The organism is Faecalibacterium sp. i21-0019-B1 (genome assembly GCF_042852915.1).
Lineage (GTDB): Bacteria > Bacillota > Clostridia > Oscillospirales > Ruminococcaceae > Faecalibacterium > Faecalibacterium taiwanense.
Genome location: NZ_AP031425.1, coordinates 2,371,929 through 2,388,482 on the forward strand (window position 1 = coordinate 2,371,929; position 16,554 = coordinate 2,388,482).

Below are 16,554 nucleotides of genomic sequence, written 5' to 3' on the forward strand. Positions count from 1 at the left end.
TAAGGTGGCGCAACTGCAATGTGGGAACGCACGCTGTCTCAGAAATTAGTCCGTCTTTTCTGCGAACAAAAAGTGGTAGACGAATCAAAAGCGGATGCGTATGTCTATGGGTACGAGTTGCTCATATCGTCTGTTGTAAGTGTTTTGCTTGTCATCCTCGTCTCTGCCGTGTGTGGTGATGTTCGATACTCACTTTCATTTTTGATTGGGTTTATCCCGCAGAGAATCTACATTGGTGGATATCATGCAACGTCGCACACCAGATGCTATCTGGCATTTACCGGACTGGCACTTATCTGCATTTTGCTGAGTAAAGTAATTGCAGCCAATCACCTTTTTCGTATCCTGACAACAGCAGCTCTTATGGGCATCGCTATCTTTTTCTCTCCGATAGAAGCAACGAATAAGCCTTTAGGCAAAAAGAAGCGGTTAAGCTATAAGATGGTCGCATCTGTTCTTTCGTCAATAGATTTCCTGTTTGCCATTTTCAATGTGCTTCCGGACACCCGCAGTATAACGGTATACTACATTTCAAAATGGGTTTTAGTGATTTTTGCAATCATTCCGTTTTTTCAGAAACAAGCGAAGATATCCTAAGGTACGAGGGCGTTCATGTGTTTTCAGAAGATGAATGCTCTAAAAAATATCAAACGGAGGTAACAGAAATGAAAAAGATTATGTTGCTCTTGAGCAAGGTCACTTGCATTATGGCAATGGCTCTCGCAGTCTTGAGCGTGAACAGCACCTGTGGCTTTACGGCATATCAGCCGGATGTCCCGGAATCGCTTGAGCATGACTGAAATTCATATGAAAGGTAAGATAGCGATACTCTTACGGGATATATTTCTTGATAATTTTCTAAAAGGAACTGTTCGATTATGTTGGAGCTGCTTTCATTCATTATGTTGATTGTTCGTCAGCTTTTCTATATTCTAGGCGTCCTTGCATTTGGAAAATATCTCTTGAAAAAGTGAGAGCATCGATAATCAATGTACTTCGGAGGTGTTTCCGATGCACAGATGAGAGTCCGTTGTTCTATAGGAATGCATGAAAGGAAAAAACAAAATGAAAACAAAAACATATTTGCGTTATATTTCCTGCGTGTTAGCGGTGCTGCTTTGTGTTGCTTCCATTATGCCCATTGCCTTTGCAGATTCAACAAATCATGGCAATAGCGAATCTCTTTTGACAGGATCAAATTATTCTGTTTCGTACTCGATGAATGGAAAAGATGTTGTTGAACAGCTTACAATTCGTGATGGAGGTATCACACGAATTACGCGTACGGTGCATCCTAATGATGTGATGGACATTGTTGTTGTAGGTGCATCTGGTGAATCAACAACATCAACTGCAAGAAGTGACTATAGCTTGTTCTATGAAATTTATCAAGATCAGCAAAATTACAAAAACGGACAGCTGGCACAAATTCCTGCACTCACTGGAAGCGAGGTGACAGGGTCGCAGTTCAAGCACCGCTATGTTGGCACAAGTGCAACCGATACGGTTTATGCTAGTGATTTGCGTAAATGCAAAAAAGCATCTGATGTAGCCAGTATTTTAGCAACTGCATGGGGAAGCACACCAGCAGCAGTTATTTCTTCTACAGCATCGTTTATTTTCGATCAGATGCTTCAGAGTATGTCCTCGGACTGCTATAAAGTGACAATATCTTCTATTACGTATGAAGTCCTATTTTCCTATGACAATAGCTACTATACACATTGCTATCATCAAACTGTCAAGGAATATAAGTCAAATGGCTCTTTGATTCGGTCTAAAACGGATTATTATCAGGCCATTGGTGGCTGATAGTGACTTCAAAGAACAGGGAGAACATGTAATGGGATTCTTTAAGCAAAAAGGGCCACTCCAAAGAGATTTCTGCGAAGTATTGCTATATGTTGTGGCTTTATGGGCATTGAAGCCAGCAAGCCTTCAGGATATCCTGACGGTGAATCAATGCGATGGAATGTGGTTCTTTTCCGCAGCATTTTTTGCCATTGTTTTTGTAGGAATCGTTTCAGATTATCTTCTGATTACAAATCATTTCGTTGCATGGAAAGCAATACACGGCAATGTCAATCAAACAACATTTCAGGAACTTCAGAAATTTGCGCTGTGCGAAAATCAAAAAGTTGCTATTGAGCCAAAGTTGGCAAGTTGTATTTTAGTGGTTTTGGCAGGTTGTTTAACAGCGGCATTCGTATGGTTCACATTTATTTGCCGATGAGCATACACCTGAGTTGAAAATTTGCGGCTTTATAGTGTGATGAGGTGGCTGTTAGTGATATTGCTTTTGATCACGATGATGCCAATATACTAAAATTTTGTAAGAGGTGATTCCAGTGCAGAATTAAGCGAAAAAGAATCCAAATTGTAGCTGGGTGACTTGTAACAGTCAATAAAATATAAGGAGCAAATCGACATGAAAAAGATGACCCGAAATGAATTCCTTAAAATGGCTGGAACGAGTGCTGCGTTGGTTGTTTTCAACACAGTTTTGATGCCTGCTGCTGTTGCAGTTGAACCAGGCGTTGTAGCACTTTCTTCCAAAAAATCTAGTATCGAAATTGATAAAGGAACAACTGTAAACTCTGCAACATTCAAACTTGTCCCAATTTCTCGCGAAACCTTCTGGGGCGATGCTGGTTCATGTACACTTGATTATCTGTCTGAAGGGTATATCCAATGGACGATTACCGTTCCGGGTGCAGTAATTGTTTCCTTTGAAGGTAACCTGCATTTCAATAAACTTGGTACACCCTTTGGAACCTTTGATCATGCCATTTCTGCATACGGCACAATCGGTACGGAAGATGTAAAATATGGACTCTCTAAAGGAAAATGGGAGGTTGAGTTTACTGGAATTGCTACTGCGGCTAACGGCGATATGTATAGTGTCGTTGATGGCGCAACATTAGCTTTCAGTGTCACCAAATGATTCTGCCATATAATCTACGTATTTGATTTTTACAAAATAGCTTATCACATAGAACAAGCCCCACCTGCAGTAGATTCTTCGATTTGGAATATCTATTGTAGGTGGGGCTTTTAGATAAATTTATTTATTCAAGTTTGCCTTTATGTCTTTAAGGAGTTTTTATAGAGAGATAGCTTAAAAAACGATGATATCACAATTGCTGGATTTCTTGTTCGGCCAACCAAGCGAGTTTATTCCAGTTGTTTACACGACACCGTTTGCCGATAAATTCCAATATTTTTTTGTGAGTTTCTTTTGGCAGAGTATCGCCATTATGACATGCAAGAAATGTAAAAGGTTTAGGGATGTCTTCTTTTTTATCGGCCAATAATAAAATATATCCGATATACTTTCCCTGTTCAGATATCACATAAAATTCAGGTAGACAGTTTTCTTTACTGCTCTGAACAATTTCTTTAAAAATGTCTAATGGTATTTTTTGGGGAACAGCAGAGGCATAGACGTATTGAATGGCATTATCTTCATTTTTCAACCATGTAATCTCCATACTTATCTTCTTTTCCTTTTTGCAAACACAGTTAAAGCATTAAATATATTGTTATTATACCACATTTGTTGTGTGTTGGACTATGATTTGAAATTATTTGGCATTTTAACCAGTTTATCAAATGACTTATTGTGCGAGTAAGAGAATTTTAATCATAATCATTCGCTTGACCAATTTGTAACACAAAATACGTTACAATGATTTTCGGCGGTAGCCATGAAAAAACGATGACACTCAATCCTCCGTGTCAACCCCACTGTAAAGTAGCGGGTTGAGGATGTTCTGAGGCAGTTGGGCATCCTGTTGGCGACGGCAGAGCCATCCGTGAACCGGGCTTCCACTCGGTTGGTGTCTATGTTGTAGCGGAAGGAAAGCAGTTTTTGAGAGTGATTATGGTCGAAATTCTGATTTCGTTTCATTTGAATAGCTCCTTTAATGATTTTGAAATTTGATTTTTGACGAGATGAGGTCTCTTTTTTCTTTCTCTTGAGTCACCTAACCGCACTACCCTGCATCCGTAGCGCAGATCACGCTGTCCACATCCGGGCGGTGCATGAGCTTTTTCAAAATGCCAAACTGCTTTTTGGTGCTGGCAGACACCAGATACTGCCACCTTTCCGGCAGAATGGGCAAATCAGCGATACTCCACTTGACGTACTTAGCATCGTAAACATTGGGTGGAGCCAGCTCCACCAGATGACCCACGCACCAGCTGACGAGATAGCTGTTGCCCTCAAGGTAGCCGTCTTTGCGGCTGGTTGCGCCAAGGACTTTTGCATAGGACATAGCAACCGAGGATTTTTCTGCTACAACTAGAATTGAAATAAGCGTTCCCTCCAATCTGTTTTCATTTGAATATGTACGGCGGCAAACGCCGCCTTAAAATCAGATAGGTTCGGTGTCCTGCTCGTCCGGGGCTTCGTCCTCGTCCGGCACATCGGTCGGAATTTCAAAATCGCCCTTGTCCTCGGTGTAATCTGCATCGGGGTCAAGGGCTTCTTTTTCGGCTTTTTTCTTCTGCATCTGCTGGCGATAGAAATAGAAGCCGCCGCCTGCTGCCAACGCAATCAGCACCACCACGCCCAGAAAGCCGGATGCGATCTTGGTGACCTTGTTTTCCTTGGGCTGTTCCGTGCCAGATGCCGCCGCTTCTTCCGCAGCTTTCTTGGCTTCTTTCTCGGCTTTCAGCCTATCCTGTTCCGCCTGCGCTGCCGCTTCCTTTTCAGCGGTATAAGCATCTGCATCTTCTTCCTCCATCAAAGCCAGAAGATCAGCTTCGTCCACAAGGTTCATAAAGTGGACTGTCTGCGCCCCTTTGCTGTTCCTATCAATGACCAGATAGAACGTATTGCCCGACTTGCTGACCAACGTGATAAACTGCTGTCCGCTGCCATCGGAATAGTCGGTGTGGTAATCGTCCACCAGCGTCAGGTTGCCCTCCGGGGTCAGAGCACCAGAAGTTTCATCCGTGACGGTGACAACATCCTCCACCACCTCCGGCAGGATAGGCTGCTCCACCGGGGTGGCTTCGCCCTCAAAGGCAAAAGCGGGAGCTGCCATGCCAGCGCACAGCACCGCCGATACCAGCAGCGCACCCAGTTTCTTAATCTTCATCAGCATCGACCTCCTTCTCAAAAGTTGCACCCACGGCAGACAGCGCAGCCGGGTTCGGGGTGGCGGTTGCCGACTGCCGCAGCAGGGCGGCAAGCTGTTCCGGCGTGACCTTTGCAGTCCGTACCATCTCGTTGACCTCGGCGGAATCCTCCTCCTGAATGCGCCGCTCCAGAATCTCGATGCGGTTGTTCAATTTGATGCGGCGCTCCTTCTCTTTTTTCAGCATCGCCCGCAGCTTATCCGATTTTTCGCTCATAAAACTCCTCCAGTCATTTTGAAAGCCGTCCGAACCCAGCGAGATGCTTCTCCCAGTAGGACGAGTGAATGTTTGCGTACTTGATGGGGTCTCCGGCACTGACCATCATGCCGTTGCCCAGATAGATTCCGGTATGGCTCATGCCGGGGGTGTCGTAGGTGCCTTTGAAAAAGACCAAATCACCGGGCTTTGCCTCTGCCTCGCTGATGTGCTGGCTCTTGTTCCACAAACCGTTGGCGGTGGTGCGCCCCACATCGTAGCCGTTCTGGTTGTAGACCCAGCAGACATAACCGCTGCAATCAAAACCGGTTTCCGGGGTGGAGCCACCCCAGACGTAGGGCGTACCCACATACTTTTGGGCTTCCTTGTAGATGGCGGCAAATTCGCTGTCGGTCAGGGCTTCTGCCGGAACCTGATAATCAATACCCGGTGCGCCGGAGCCGTCAGAACCACCGGGCGGCAATCCGCCGTTGAATAGATAAGGTCTACCGCCCAAGGTATCTTGGAAAATCTCGTAACGTCTCCATTGGTCGTTATTCAGTTCTTCCCGAATGACCACTTCCAAGCCACGGTTCACCAGCTTTGTGTGAAAAATGCGGTACTCATAAGGCACCTGTGTGGGAACTGGGATTCCTGCCGGACTGATGACCCACACGGTCTTATACCGTATCTGCACCTCCACCCATGTGGTCAGCTGGTACTGCTTTTTGAAGGTCTCCTTCAGCTTGCCCTGCACCTCTGACCGGGTGTAATCGTCATACAGAGTCGTGAGAAAAGAGGTCAACTGCCACGGGTCGTGCTCGATGGGGTCGAGGTGGTACTGGTACTCGTTGTAGCCGGGGTGGTCGGTGGGAGTGCGCTTGATCTTTTTGTCCAGTTCCTTTTCCAGCTTCTTGTAGTCCTGTTCTGCGCCCCGGATGTCCCGGTCCTCAGCAGAATACATGGTCTGCCCGGACACCTGTGTGCCGCCGGAAAAGAGGATGCCGCAGGAGGAAAAGCCGGACATGACCATGAGAATGAGCAAAAGAAAAACGCCCACAATCACCAGAACGTGTGCGTTGCTCTTGGCGGCATTCGCCAGCCCTTTCACAGCGGTGCTGACGGCAGTTTTGCCTTTCTCCACCGCCTGTTCCATGCCGGACCGGGCGGCAGATGCACCGTTGGATGCCGCTTTGCCGCCTGCGGTCTGCGCCGCCGTGCCCGACCGGGCGGCGGCATAGTAGCTCTGCCGGATGTCCTGTTTCTGCCGCCATCGGGAGAGCCAGTTGGAGCCGCCCTCGCCGGTGCCGGATGCACCTGCATCTTGTGCCGCAGTTGGCTCCGATGCGGAAGATTTAGCGGTTTTGGTGCCTTTTTTGCCCTGCATCTTGGCTTTCTTCTTGAGTTTGCGGGCGTATCTGCTCTTGGAAATATCCCGGACATTTCCAGCCGCTTTTTCGCCCTCGCTCAGAGCCTGTGTGCCCACATTGTCATCTTCGTACTGGTCAACCTCCCTGTGTACCGCAGACCGGGCGGCATGGGCGGCGTACATTTCCCGCTTCTGTGCCTTGCTCAACCGGCTCAGTTCGTCCGGGGTCAGTTCTGCCTTGCCGAACCGCAGATGCTGTGCCTTTTCCGCAGCTTTATCTGCATCGGTTTTCAGCTTCTTCTTTCTGGGCACCGACTGCTCCACCTTGGCTTTTTTCGGGGGCGAACGGGTCTTTTTGGCAGACGTTTCCTCTTTGATGTTCAGTTTCGGCTTGCTCATTTCTGCCCCTCCGAAACTTCACCCAACTTGGTGGTCATAATGCGGTAGAGTTCCAGATCGGTGGGGAAACGGTCAACGAAGGGAAGAATGACATTGCCAAAAAACAGCAGTCCCTCGCCCTCACCGGAGTGGGTGACATAGGAAAGCTGATGGGGCGAGATGTTGAGCTGCTTTGCGAGAATCTGCCGATCTCCTGCCGCCTGATTCAGCATGATGATCATGTCTGAATTTTCAAAAATATTCTCGACCTCACGAGAAGAAAGAAGGTCTTTCACGTTCTGCGTTAAACCAGTCGGGATGCCGCCCCACTTGCGGAAACGCTTCCAGATCTCCACGGAATACGCCGCAGTCTGCTCCTCTTTTAAGAGAAGGTGCATCTCATCCATATAATATCGGGTGGACTTGCCGCTGCTGCGGTTTGCCGTGACACGCCCCCAGACCTGATCCTGCACGATGAGCATACCGAGCTTCTTCATCTGCTTGCCCAGTTCCTTGATGTCATAGCAGACGATGCGGTTGTTGACGTTCACATTGGTGCGGTGGTTGAACAGGTTCAGACTGCCCTTCACATAGATTTCCAACGCCGTAGCAACATGGTGGGCTTCTTTTTCGTCCTGTTGGAGCAGGGCGTTGTACAGATCCTCAAGGATGGGCATATTCTCCGGGCAGGGGTCCGCAAAATATTTGCGGTAAATCAGATGCACACAGCGGTCAATGACGGTTTTCTCCACCGGCAGCAGACCTTCCTTGCCGCCCACCACCAGTTCACAGAGGGAAAGGATAAAATCTGCTTTCAGGGAAAGCGGGTTATCTTCCTCGGAGTAGTTGGCATTGATGTCCATGGGGTTGATAAATTGGGTGCTGTTGGGGCTGATTTTGATGACCTGCCCATGCAGACGCTCCACCAGCGGAGCGTACTCTGCTTCCGGGTCGCAGATGATGATATCATCGTCCGTCACGAGGAACGCATTGCAGATCTCACGCTTTGCGCTGAAGGATTTACCGGAACCGGGAGTGCCCAAAATCAGACCGTTGGGGTTCTTCAGCTTTTTGCGGTCAACCATAATCAGGTTGTTGGACAGGGCGTTCAAGCCATAATACAGGCTTTCCTTGCCGTTATCGAACAGTTCCTGCGTGGTAAACGGCACAAAAATTGCCGTACTGCTGGTGGTCAGGCCGCGCTGGATCTCGATCTGGCAGTCTGCCAGCGGCAGGCTGCTCATCAGCCCCTGCTCCTGCTGAAAATCAAGGCGGCATAATTCGCAGTTGTGCTTCTGCGCAATGCTGACCGCCTGAAACACGTTGGTTTCCAGTTCCTGCTCAGTCTTGCCGGTGTTCAGGACAAGGAACGTCACCAAAAACATTCTCTCGTTCTGACTCTGCAATTCTTTCAGCAGGGCTTTTGCGTCCCGCCCATAAGTCGCCAAATCAGACGGCAGCACGTCCATGTCGTATCCGGCGCGAACAGCTTTTTTCTGCTCTTCGATCTTGCTGCGGTCGAGTTCGGTGATGGTGTGCTTGATGGTTTTGATGGCCTTGTTCTGGTCAACAGACTGGATGTGCATGGTAACGATCTGGCTGGAATCCATGTCCAGAAAATCCTTCAGCAACTGGTCACTCAGGTCAGAAGCCGTGATATTCAGGAAGCTGACCGCCCCGAAAATGCCGCCCATCTGAAAGGTACGGCTGTTCTTGAACGCCAGTGCAGTGGGGGCAATGGCATCCTTTACGGACAGGCCGCTGGGCACAAGGTCTTTCCAGTTGAAGTGGAACTTGTTGGCACCGTCCATGTTCAACATCCCGTGCATCAGCCGCAGACGTTCCGTACCGTCCAGCGGCTTTGCCAGAACGCCCAGCCGGTGGAAGTTGTTCATCAGGTCGTTCTGGATGTGCTCCAGCCGAGGTTTGACCTGCGCCATGCTGTCGCCCTCGATGCCGTAGGTCAGGAATTTGGTCTTGGTCAGACCATTGTTGCCCTTGGAAAGCTGCTGCCGCAACATCTGGCTGTACTCGGCTCGCACATCATCAAAGCCATCCTGCTGGTACGGGATGCGGATGGACTTCTCGAAGTCTGCCGAATCGGTGGCGGTATTCACGAAAGACAGTTCAAAGTGGATAGAGCTGTCGAAAAAGTTGAGAAAAGAGCACCATTCCTCAAAGATGGCGGTCTTGTCCTCCTGCTGCGCAAGCTGATAGTTGATATCCTGATACTGGATGGTGCGGGTGTAGTAACCGGGACGGACACGGCAGGTGCCGTCCTCAAACATCCGCTGGAACGGAATGCTCTCCTGTGCCGTGCGGGGCACCGTGGACTTGGGTGGCTTTTTGCCGTCCTTATTCTTTTTCAGAAACGGAATCATGGGTGTCATCTCCCTTCATAAGCAGTGCATAGTAATTGAGGGTCTGGTACGGACGCACCTTCGGGCGAACAAAGCGCGCCTGAAAGTAGTACCGCAGGATCTTTTCAGCCGGCTGACCGTTCTTCTGATACATGGCCAGAAAGAACATGGGCAGCATGACCGCCATCATGCCGAGGGTAGCGCCGGAATTGCCTGCGGTATCCCGCAGAATAAAGAACAGCGGCACGCCTACGACTGCCGCTGCACCAAAACAGATAAGCTGCCGGGCGGTCAAATTGAAGGCTACTTTGGACTTCACCTTGCTGAAATCGCGCGGCACGGAAATATAAGCTGCCAAAATTTCACCTCCGAATCAATGGGCACCCAGCAGAGTTTTGGCGACAGAGCTGGTCTTGAACAGCGAGAAGCAGAGCAGCACCGTGTACCCCACGATGCTCCAGATCGAGTTGATGGCATCCCCGGATATGGCAACATTCTGAAGCAGAACCGCGTAGATTGCCACACAGATCAGAATCAGGAAACCTTGGAACCCCAATGCAAATAGGGATTTCAAATAGTTTTGTCCCACATGGGATTGCTCGTGGTTGCCCCATGTTGCCATGGGCACCGGGGCAAGGCTGACCATCATGTAGATCTCAATCATTCTTCCGTAGACGATGACGAAAATCACGATGGCCAGGATGCGCATAGTGATGCCGATAAAGAAGGACTGCAAGAACAGCCCGAACAGGGGTCCTACGTCCATCTGCATCATGCTGGATTGCAGCATCGACAAGCCGATATCGTTGACCCTTGTGTTGCCGCTGATGATGCCGCTGGAATTTGCCACCACCTGCTGAGTCACGTCGAACACCGCCATGATGATATCGAAAGTGTTGGAGATCATCCAGACCGAAATGGTAGTTTTGAAGATCCATTTTATCAGCAGCGCAGGCTCAAATTGTGCCATGTTGTTGTGCTGTGTGATCATCTCGATCAACTCATAACAGGCGATGAAGGTCAGAATCACGCCTGCAATGGGAAGCACTACGTTCCGGGACAACGCCTCGATCATAGCGAAAACGCGCGGTTCAAAATTGGATGGTTTGGTGCCGACCTGCTGTGCGATGTTGCCCACTTGGGTGTTGACGTCATCAAACAAGCCGGAGAGATTGGACATGATCGCCGCTGTCAGCAGTGACTTGATCCAATCGGAGATTGCTTTGAGAACAGTTTCCACTCAGCGCCACCACCCATCAAGAAAAATGGTTGATAAGGGTCTTGAGCAGGTTGAGCAGAAAAATAAGGTGAGTCAGAATCTGCATAATAGCACCATCCTTTCAAAATAAAGGTGAATATTCGATTTGCAATGCGTTTCCTCTTTATAATAAGAATCCGTTTGCCACGGAGGGGCTGGAAATGCTTGCAAGTAAATATGTACGGGGCGGCAAACGCCGCCCGGAAAAGATCAGCCGAACAGACCGCTCAGCAGGGGGATCAGGGTGATGCCAATCAGGGCAACACCGCCGCCAGCCATGAGCTGCTTCATCCCCTGACTCTTTGCTTATGTGTGATAAAGAAGTAATAGAAGTGTAAAAAATTTTGCCTTTCCTATCCGATACTTGTCTTTGGTATCGGATAGGGCGGGCGGTCATTCGGGCAAGTCCACCTTGCCGACGAAAGAATAGTAAATCTCAATATCCTGTCTGCGTGTGCCGTTTTCATCGTAGCTGCACTCATGCACAACGATTTTCTCTACAAACTCACGCAAGAGGGTGTGGGTCAGTTCTTCAAAGTTCATGTGCTTGCGGACAATGTTCATAAACTTTTCTGCGTTTACGGTAGCTTCCTGTGCTTTGGAAAGCTCCGCCTGTATTCTGGCAACACGCTCTTTCAATTCCTGCTGTTCGGCTTCATAGTCTGCCGAAAGCTCCGTGAAACGCTCGTCAGAAATGCGACCGCTTACGCTGTCCTCATACAGCCGCTTGAAAATAGCGGAAAGTTCACCGATACGCTTTTCGGCAGCTTCCAGTTCCTTTTTCTTGGCGGCGTTCCGGCGTTTGCCGCCGTCCTCGTTCTGCTCGATCAGCAGCTTCATAAACCGGGCTTCATGCTTTGCCGCATAGCTCGTCACTTTCCGTAGATTGGAGAGAACGCCCGCAGTCAAAAGGTCGGTGCGGATAAAATGTGCGGTGCAGTCATGGGTGCGCTTCTTGTAGTTCCCGCAGATATAGCAGTCCTGTTTCCGCTTATCGGTCTGGTAACGCTGCTGATACATGACGCTGCCGCAGTCCGCGCAAAAGAGCATACCAGAGAACAAGCCCACTTCATCATAGCGGTTCGGACGCTTGCGCTGTTTGCGTAATTCCTGCACACGCTCCCATGTCTGGGTGTCGATGATAGGCTCATGGTGGTTCTCGAAAATTGCCTGTTTCTCAATGGGATTTTCTATGCTGTGCTTGGTCTTGTAGGACGGTTTCTCCGTCTTGAAGTTCACCAAACAGCCCATGTACTCCCGGTTTTCAAGGATATGCACCACGGTATTTGTCGCCCATTTGCACTCATAGCCGGGGTGATAGCGGCGTGTGCTGCCCGTCCTGCGGTATTCCAGCGTTCCCGGCGTTGGGATTTCCTGCTCGGTCAGCATACGGGCTATCTTGGTCGGACCGTTCCCGGCAAGGCACAGACGGTATATCTGCTTGACTACGGGTGCGGCTTCCTCGTCAATGATGAAATTTTCGTCCTCGTCCATGAGGTAGCCGTACACGGGTTTGCTCGTAACAGGCTTGCCGCTCATGCCTTTTGACCGTTTTACGGCTTTGATTTTCTTGCTCGTATCTCTCACCAGCCATTCGTTGAAAATGTTCCGCAAAGGGGCAAAATCATTGTCGCCCTGTGCGCTGTCCACTCCATCGTTTATGGCGATAAAGCGGACGCCTTTTTGTGGGAAAATCATCTCGGTATACATTCCCACCTGCAGGTAGTTTCGCCCTAACCGTGACATATCCTTTACGATAACAGTAGCCACTTTCCCGGCTTCAATATCCGCAAGCATGGATTGAAAGCCCGGTCTTTGGAAAGCTGACGTTAGATAACGATACTTTTGAAAACACTGGAAAATCAAGGTTTTTCGAGCGACGGACAAGCAGGGTATTGTACTAAAAACTGAATACGACGCAGAAGCGGCGTTTCTTACTCTCTACATGGGAGAACAGGAACGCCGCTTTTTTATGCCCTTTGTTACGCAGTAGGGGCAGAAAAAGCCTTGCTACAAGCGATTTTGCGGGCGCGTATCTGGCGCGGCAAGGGATTTATACCTTATCCCCCGAAACCGCGCTTCTACTGCGTAACAAATCCACAGCAAAAGGAGTGATTTACTATGGCAGTTTTCAGAGTGGAACGGAACAAGGGCTACACCGTAATGAGCAACCACCACCTACGCAACAAGGAGCTTTCCTTAAAGGCAAAAGGGCTGTTGTCGCAAATGCTGTCACTCCCCGAAGATTGGGACTACACCTTGAAAGGCTTATCCCTTATCAACCGGGAGAAGATAGACGCTATCCGCGAAGCCATTAAGGAGCTTGAACGCGCCGGGTATATCGTTCGGTCAAGGGAGCGCGACGAGAAAGGACGCTTGCGGGGCGCGGACTATGTGATATTCGAGCAGCCGCAGCCGCCTACGCCGGATTTACCTACATTGGAAAATCCAACATTGGATAATCCAACGCAGGAAAAACCAACATTGGAAAAACCTACGTTGGAAAATCCAACGCAATTAAATAAAGATATACAAAGAACTGACTTACCAAAAAAAGAAAAATCAAATACAGATTTATCAAGTACCCATTCCATTCCTATCCTTTCCCCTAACCCCTCTCCTTGCAGAGAAGCGGCTGCGCCGCCGGAACGGAAAGGAACGGAAGCGACAACACAGAGCGCAGTTGATATATACCGGGAAATCATCAAGGACAATATCGACTACGACATTCTCAAACAGGACATGAAGTTTGACAGTGACAGGCTTGACGAGATTGTAGACCTCATGCTTGAAACCGTATGCACCGCCAGAAAGCGGGTACGGATTGCGGGGGACGACTACCCGGCAGAGCTTGTGAAATCTAAGTTTATGAAACTGGACGGCGAGCATATCCGCTTTGTGCTTGACTGTATGCGGGAGAACACAACGAAAATCCGCAACATCAAGCAATATCTGAAAGCAGCCCTTTTCAACGCCCCGTCCACTATCGGCAATTATTACACTTCCCTTGTCGCCCATGACATGGCAAGCGGCGCACTGTCACCGAAGAAGCCGCAGTACGGCGACCCGGACTATTATTCATTCAAACCGGGCGAAAGCCTGTAAAACAACAAAAGGAGGATTTTATTATGGCACAGAAAATGACAGGAGCATTGGTATTTGACGAGCGCACCGACCGTTACGACATCCGCTTTGACTTAAACAGCTACTACGGGGGCTTGCATTGCGGCGAGTGCTTTGACGTATTCGTGCGGGGCAAGTGGAAGCCGACCCGGATTGAGTACGGCGACAACTGGTATCTTGTGGGTATCAGAGCCGAGGACTTGAACGGGCTGCGGGTGCGTATCTGACCGCCGCCCCATAAAGAAACGCGAAAGGAGGACGCGACAAATTGCAGGACGAAGTAAACGAAAAGACCATAGCCCTTTACATCAAGACCGGGAAGCTGACCGCGCAGACGCTCCAAAAGGCAATGAAAGCCATACTGTCAAAGGGAAAAAAGCAGCTTTCCAAACCGCCACAGGGCAAGCAGAGCTTAAAGCAGCTTATGAAGCAGAACGCGGGCGTTTCCAACATTGAGATTACCGAGGGCAATATCAAAGCCTTTGAGAGTACGGCGAAAAAGTACGGTATCGACTTTGCGCTGAAAAAGGACGCGACGGAAAGCCCGCCCCGCTATCTGGTTTTCTTCAAGGGGCGGGACGCGGACGTGCTGACCGCAGCCTTTAAGGAATTTTCCGCAAAAAAGCTGACACAGGAGAAAAAGCCCTCAATCCGAAAGCTGCTCTCTACCCTCAAAGAAGCTGCACAGGGCAAGAACGCGGAACGGGCAAAGGTCAAGAACAAAGACAGGGAGGTATCGCTATGAAGCCGGAAATCAAGAAGCTGCTTATCCTAAATCTCCCGTATCTGCTCTTTGTCTGGCTCTTTGATAAAGTGGGCGCGGCTGTCCGTCTATCCCCCGGCGCGGACGCAAGCGCAAAGCTGCTACATCTTGGGGACGGTTTTACCACCGCCTTTTCCAGTATCGCGCCGAGCTTCCACCCGGCAGACTTACTTATCGGCATTGCGGGGGCGGTCATTGTCCGGCTGATTATCTACACCAAAGGCAAGAACGCGAAGAAATACCGCCGCGGGACAGAATACGGTTCGGCGCGTTGGGGCGGGGCTGACGACATAAAGCCGTACACAGACCCGGTATTTGAGAACAATATCCCCTTAACGCAGACGGAACGGCTCACCATGAACAGCCGCCCGAAGCAGCCGAAATACGCAAGAAACAAAAATATTCTTGTAATCGGCGGTTCCGGCAGCGGCAAGACCCGGTTCTTTGTGAAACCGTCGCTCATGCAATGTACGTCAAAGGATTTTCCAACGTCGTATATCGTCACTGACCCGAAAGGAACACTGATTTTGGAAACCGGGAAAATGTTGCAGCGGTACAAATACCGTATCAAAGTGCTAAATACGATTAACTTCAAAAAATCCATGAAATACAATCCCTTTGCCTATCTGCGGAGCGAAAAGGACATTTTGAAATTAGTCAATACCATTATCGCCAACACCAAAGGCGACGGGGAAAAATCCGGCGAGGATTTCTGGGTGAAAGCGGAAAAGCTCTACTACACCGCACTAATCGGCTATATCTGGTATGAAGCCCCAGAGGACGAGAAGAACTTCACGACGCTGCTTGAAATGATAAATGCGTCGGAAGCCCGCGAGGACGACGAGGATTTCCAGAACCCGGTTGACCTCATGTTTGAACGTCTGGAAGAAAAAGACCCGGAACATTTTGCAGTCAAGCAGTACAAAAAATACAAACTGGCGGCGGGCAAGACCGCAAAAAGCATACTTATCTCATGCGGCGCGAGGTTAGCCCCATTCGACATTAAGGAGCTGCGGGAGCTTATGGAAACCGACGAAATGGAGCTTGACACCATAGGTGACAGAAAGACCGCCCTTTTCGTGATTATCAGCGACACCGACGACACCTTTAACTTTGTCGTGAGTATTCTCTACACACAGCTATTCAACCTCTTGTGCGACAAAGCAGATGATGAATACGGCGGGCGGCTTCCCGTCCATGTACGGTGCTTACTTGATGAATTTGCGAATATCGGGCAAATCCCCAAATTTGAGAAACTAATCGCAACCATACGGAGCCGGGAAATCTCCGCGTCAATCATCTTGCAGAGCCAGTCACAGCTAAAGGCAATCTACAAGGACAACGCCGATACCATAGTCGGCAACTGCGACACCACGCTTTTCTTGGGCGGCAAGGAAAAAACCACGCTCAAAGAAATATCGGAGATTTTAGGCAAGGAAACGATAGACAGCTTCAACACTTCCGAAACAAGGGGGCGGGAGCTTTCGCATGGGCTGAACTATCAGAAATTGGGAAAGCAGCTTATGACGGAAGATGAAATCGCAGTCATGGACGGAGGGAAATGTATCTTGCAGCTACGCGGGGTGCGCCCGTTCTTTTCGGACAAATTCGACATAACGAAACACCCGAAATACAAGTACCTATCCGACGCAGACCCGAAGAACGCCTTTGACATGGAAAAGCACCTTAAACGCCGCCCCGCCATTGTCAAGCCCGACGAGGTTTTTGACTATTACGAGATTGACGCAGCAGACTTACAGGAGGACGCAGACCATGAGGAAACGTAGCGCAGAGGAAAAACAAAAGCAGCTTGAACGGTTTTTAATGAATGTTGCGGAAGCCGCCGACGCTGCATTATGGGAGTATTGGCGGGAAAAGGAAGCGGAACACCGCCGTTTTGCAACGGAGTATGTCACGCGCCGGGGGCTTATCCCTCAACAGTGACAGCATGGCAGACCGCCGG

The 16,554-nt window shown here is 49.3% G+C and carries 18 protein-coding genes and 3 pseudogenes; 10 read left to right on the forward strand and 11 right to left on the reverse strand.

The features are described 5' to 3' along the window. The first annotated feature begins 18 nt into the window (after positions 1-18). From ACGHP1_RS11800 to ACGHP1_RS11820, 5 genes are all read left to right on the forward strand, one after another. A complete protein-coding gene (locus ACGHP1_RS11800; RefSeq protein ID WP_097783063.1) occupies positions 19-597 on the forward strand; it encodes an accessory gene regulator B family protein in 579 nt (192 codons plus the stop codon). A gap of 68 nt (positions 598-665) precedes the next feature. Beyond that, on the forward strand, positions 666-800 hold the full coding sequence (locus ACGHP1_RS11805) for a cyclic lactone autoinducer peptide (RefSeq protein WP_165852945.1): 135 nt from the start codon (positions 666-668) through the stop codon (positions 798-800). Positions 801-1,065: 265 nt separating this feature from the next. Then, positions 1,066-1,812: a hypothetical protein gene (locus ACGHP1_RS11810; RefSeq protein ID WP_133300985.1), complete on the forward strand. Its 747-nt coding sequence runs from the start codon at positions 1,066-1,068 to the stop codon at positions 1,810-1,812. A 31-nt stretch (positions 1,813-1,843) separates the two neighbouring features. Then, positions 1,844-2,233 (forward strand): hypothetical protein, encoded by a 390-nt coding sequence (locus ACGHP1_RS11815; protein WP_055187026.1) that lies wholly within the window; start codon positions 1,844-1,846, stop codon positions 2,231-2,233. 195 nt (positions 2,234-2,428) lie between these two features. Continuing rightward, positions 2,429-2,944, forward strand: a complete 516-nt coding sequence (locus tag ACGHP1_RS11820) for a hypothetical protein (protein WP_055187025.1) — start codon at positions 2,429-2,431, stop codon at positions 2,942-2,944. A 190-nt stretch (positions 2,945-3,134) separates the two neighbouring features. On the opposite strand, the gene ACGHP1_RS11825 is transcribed toward ACGHP1_RS11820, so the two are convergent. From ACGHP1_RS11825 to ACGHP1_RS11875, 11 genes and pseudogenes are all read right to left on the reverse strand, one after another. After that, positions 3,135-3,476, reverse strand: a complete 342-nt coding sequence (locus ACGHP1_RS11825; protein ID WP_133300986.1) for a hypothetical protein — start codon at positions 3,474-3,476, stop codon at positions 3,135-3,137. A gap of 173 nt (positions 3,477-3,649) precedes the next feature. Then, positions 3,650-3,910 carry a DUF6061 family protein gene (locus tag ACGHP1_RS11830; protein ID WP_081028504.1) on the reverse strand — a complete coding sequence of 87 codons (261 nt, stop codon included), beginning with the start codon at positions 3,908-3,910 and terminating at the stop codon, positions 3,650-3,652. A gap of 88 nt (positions 3,911-3,998) precedes the next feature. Then, positions 3,999-4,310 (reverse strand): annotated as a pseudogene (locus ACGHP1_RS11835) (toprim domain-containing protein); the annotation flags it as partial. Positions 4,311-4,376: 66 nt separating this feature from the next. Further along, a complete protein-coding gene (locus ACGHP1_RS11840) occupies positions 4,377-5,111 on the reverse strand; it encodes a DUF4366 domain-containing protein (protein WP_317333189.1) in 735 nt (244 codons plus the stop codon). Next, positions 5,095-5,361: a DUF4315 family protein gene (locus tag ACGHP1_RS11845; protein WP_317333191.1), complete on the reverse strand. Its 267-nt coding sequence runs from the start codon at positions 5,359-5,361 to the stop codon at positions 5,095-5,097. Before ACGHP1_RS11845 ends, ACGHP1_RS11840 begins: the two co-directional genes overlap by 17 nt. Positions 5,362-5,374: 13 nt before the next feature. After that, a complete protein-coding gene (locus tag ACGHP1_RS11850) occupies positions 5,375-7,108 on the reverse strand; it encodes a CD1108 family mobile element protein (protein WP_390509498.1) in 1,734 nt (577 codons plus the stop codon). After that, complete coding sequence (locus ACGHP1_RS11855) at positions 7,105-9,468, reverse strand: VirB4-like conjugal transfer ATPase, CD1110 family (RefSeq protein ID WP_390509499.1); 2,364 nt, start codon at positions 9,466-9,468, stop codon at positions 7,105-7,107. The genes ACGHP1_RS11850 and ACGHP1_RS11855 overlap by 4 nt, the downstream gene beginning before the upstream one ends. Beyond that, positions 9,443-9,805 carry a PrgI family protein gene (locus ACGHP1_RS11860; protein ID WP_390509500.1) on the reverse strand — a complete coding sequence of 121 codons (363 nt, stop codon included), beginning with the start codon at positions 9,803-9,805 and terminating at the stop codon, positions 9,443-9,445. The genes ACGHP1_RS11855 and ACGHP1_RS11860 overlap by 26 nt, the downstream gene beginning before the upstream one ends. Before the next feature lie 15 nt (positions 9,806-9,820). Next, positions 9,821-10,687: a VirB6/TrbL-like conjugal transfer protein, CD1112 family gene (locus tag ACGHP1_RS11865; RefSeq protein WP_390509501.1), complete on the reverse strand. Its 867-nt coding sequence runs from the start codon at positions 10,685-10,687 to the stop codon at positions 9,821-9,823. Between the two features lie 228 nt (positions 10,688-10,915). Continuing rightward, positions 10,916-11,011, reverse strand: a pseudogene (locus ACGHP1_RS11870) (Maff2 family mobile element protein); the annotation flags it as partial. Between the two features lie 87 nt (positions 11,012-11,098). Beyond that, positions 11,099-12,541 (reverse strand): annotated as a pseudogene (locus tag ACGHP1_RS11875) (recombinase family protein); the annotation flags it as partial. 285 nt (positions 12,542-12,826) lie between these two features. Here ACGHP1_RS11875 and ACGHP1_RS11880 point away from each other — a divergent pair. From ACGHP1_RS11880 to ACGHP1_RS11900, 5 genes are read left to right on the forward strand one after another with little or no spacing between them, the layout of a single operon-like run. Continuing rightward, complete coding sequence (locus ACGHP1_RS11880; protein ID WP_390509502.1) at positions 12,827-13,810, forward strand: DUF6017 domain-containing protein; 984 nt, start codon at positions 12,827-12,829, stop codon at positions 13,808-13,810. 23 nt (positions 13,811-13,833) lie between these two features. Next, on the forward strand, positions 13,834-14,055 hold the full coding sequence (locus ACGHP1_RS11885) for a DUF5348 domain-containing protein (protein ID WP_002569164.1): 222 nt from the start codon (positions 13,834-13,836) through the stop codon (positions 14,053-14,055). A 41-nt stretch (positions 14,056-14,096) separates the two neighbouring features. Next, complete coding sequence (locus ACGHP1_RS11890) at positions 14,097-14,573, forward strand: PcfB family protein (protein ID WP_004607524.1); 477 nt, start codon at positions 14,097-14,099, stop codon at positions 14,571-14,573. Continuing rightward, a complete protein-coding gene (locus tag ACGHP1_RS11895) occupies positions 14,570-16,378 on the forward strand; it encodes a VirD4-like conjugal transfer protein, CD1115 family (protein ID WP_002569166.1) in 1,809 nt (602 codons plus the stop codon). The genes ACGHP1_RS11890 and ACGHP1_RS11895 overlap by 4 nt, the downstream gene beginning before the upstream one ends. After that, positions 16,365-16,535 carry a hypothetical protein gene (locus ACGHP1_RS11900; protein WP_002569167.1) on the forward strand — a complete coding sequence of 57 codons (171 nt, stop codon included), beginning with the start codon at positions 16,365-16,367 and terminating at the stop codon, positions 16,533-16,535. The genes ACGHP1_RS11895 and ACGHP1_RS11900 overlap by 14 nt, the downstream gene beginning before the upstream one ends. Positions 16,536-16,554: the final 19 nt, after the last annotated feature.